Annotated in this window: 1 protein-coding gene; it reads right to left on the bottom strand. The window is 65.1% G+C overall.

The annotated features are described in order from the left end of the window. Positions 1 to 159: 159 nt before the first annotated feature. The gene (locus BST28_RS22825; RefSeq protein WP_083083211.1) at positions 160 to 1,749 is read right to left on the bottom strand and encodes an IS1182 family transposase; all 1,590 of its coding nucleotides are present in this window, start codon (positions 1,747 to 1,749) and stop codon (positions 160 to 162) included. Positions 1,750 to 1,817 lie beyond the last annotated feature (68 nt).

Genomic DNA, 1,817 nt, shown 5'->3' with positions numbered 1-1,817 from the left:
CTAGGACTCTGCTGAATTAGTGGCCTGAGGGGCGGGGTGCCTCGTGGCGCTTGTTGGCGCTGATCTGAAGTCAGACCCTGGGGTCGACAGGAGAGGTCACCCCGCCGTGGCGATCGTGACACGGCGTGGGGTTGAGGGCAACACCCTTGAGTCGCTGGATCAGGCCAGCGTCCAGGCGGTGCCGGTGTGGGTCAGGCCCATGGTGATCAGGCGGCGCAGGTTCAACCCCGCGACGCGGTGATGCAGCCAAGCGTCGTTCTTGACGATTCCGCGGTAGGGCACTCGGCGGTTCCCGCGGGTGAGCCAGGCGATTGTGCGTTCGACCATTGGCCTATGCCGGCGGTAGGTGGCCTGGAAGTTGGCGTCGGCGGCGCGTTTACGGTGTTCACGCTGGAGCAGATCGTGCTTGTGCAGCTCGATGGTGCGGCCCTTCTTGGCGGTGGTGCATCGCGCCCGCAACGGGCAGTGCGCACATGCGATTCCGAAAACGGCTTTGCGGCTCTTGGTGATTCGCTTGGCCACCCCTGCCGGGCAGGTCAACGTCCCGGCAACAGCGTCGTGGGTGAAGTCGTCGATGGTGAAACCGCCCTCGACTGCGGGCTTGACCGGCCAGGGTTTGACCAGCGGCTTCCATTGCTTGTGATCCAGTGTGTGCAGCATGTCACCGGTGGCATAGGCGGAATCACCCAGCACCTCGATGTCTTGGCCTGCGTCGATGGTCGGGTCAGCGGTCACTAACTGAGCGCCCACGTTCGCATCGGAGTTATCTGGACCGTTGGTTTTCGTCAACCGCACGGTCGTGGTCAGGCCCGTGTCGGGCTCGACCACGACATGGGCCTTGAACCCGTCCTGGCGGCGGTGCTGAGTCTTGTGCGCGTGGCGGGTATCGGGGTCCACGGTCGAGATCATCCGATCCGGCGCGGTGCGCCGCGCGATCCGCCACCGCCCGTCGGTCCCGTCAGAACCCTCGGCAGGCTCGACGTCCTGGCCCGCGACCAAGGCAAGCAACGCGACCGCTTCGGCGGCCTTACCGCTGTGCTCTTGGATCGTCTCGACATCGAGGACTGCCAGCAGCGCCAAAGCGTCGTTGACCAGTGCGGTGACCAATTCCTCACGGGCGGCGTGGTCATCCCAGGCGATCCGCGGCTTGCCCGTGGCCGTGTAGTCCTGGCCGGTCAACGCGGCAAGCCGTGTGCACTGCGCGGTAACCACCGCGTTGCCGCCGGGCACGTCGCGGCGGACCCGACGAATCACCGCGATCAACTGAGTCACGGTGTCCTGGCGGGCGACCGCGTCATCGAGGATCGTCGAATCCAGTGCCCGCCGCGCCCGGCCAGCCAACGCCCCGGTCTGTGTGATGACCTCACGAACCGCGTCGAAAATCCGTTGCGGCGCATCGCTGGCCGCCAACCGACGCCGCCAATAGGTCAGCGTCGTCGGGTGAAACCCGGCAGCGTCGATCGCGAACCCACACGCCGCTTTCCACCGCAGATCGAACATGACCGCCTCGGCAGCCTCACGGTCCGACAACCCATGCAAGGTCTGCAACACGATCACCGAGGCGACCACTTCAGGCGGGATCGACGGCCGTCCACGACCTGAGGGAAACAGATCAGAAAACATCTCCGCCGGGAACAACCGAGCCCGATGTTCGGCCAAAAACGCGAACACGGTCCCAGTCGGGAGCAGATGCCCCACTACCGATTCCACATCCAATAGATCCCGCTGACGATCAGCCTCACCCTGCACTCACCAAGGGTCCCAGGCACCGCCAACCACAAGGCGAAGCCACGCGGGATTATTCAGCAGAGTCCTAG

The organism is Mycolicibacter kumamotonensis (assembly GCF_002086285.1).
GTDB classification, from domain to species: Bacteria; Actinomycetota; Actinomycetes; order Mycobacteriales; family Mycobacteriaceae; genus Mycobacterium; species Mycobacterium kumamotonense.
This window is presented reverse-complemented; position numbering and strand designations above follow the sequence as displayed.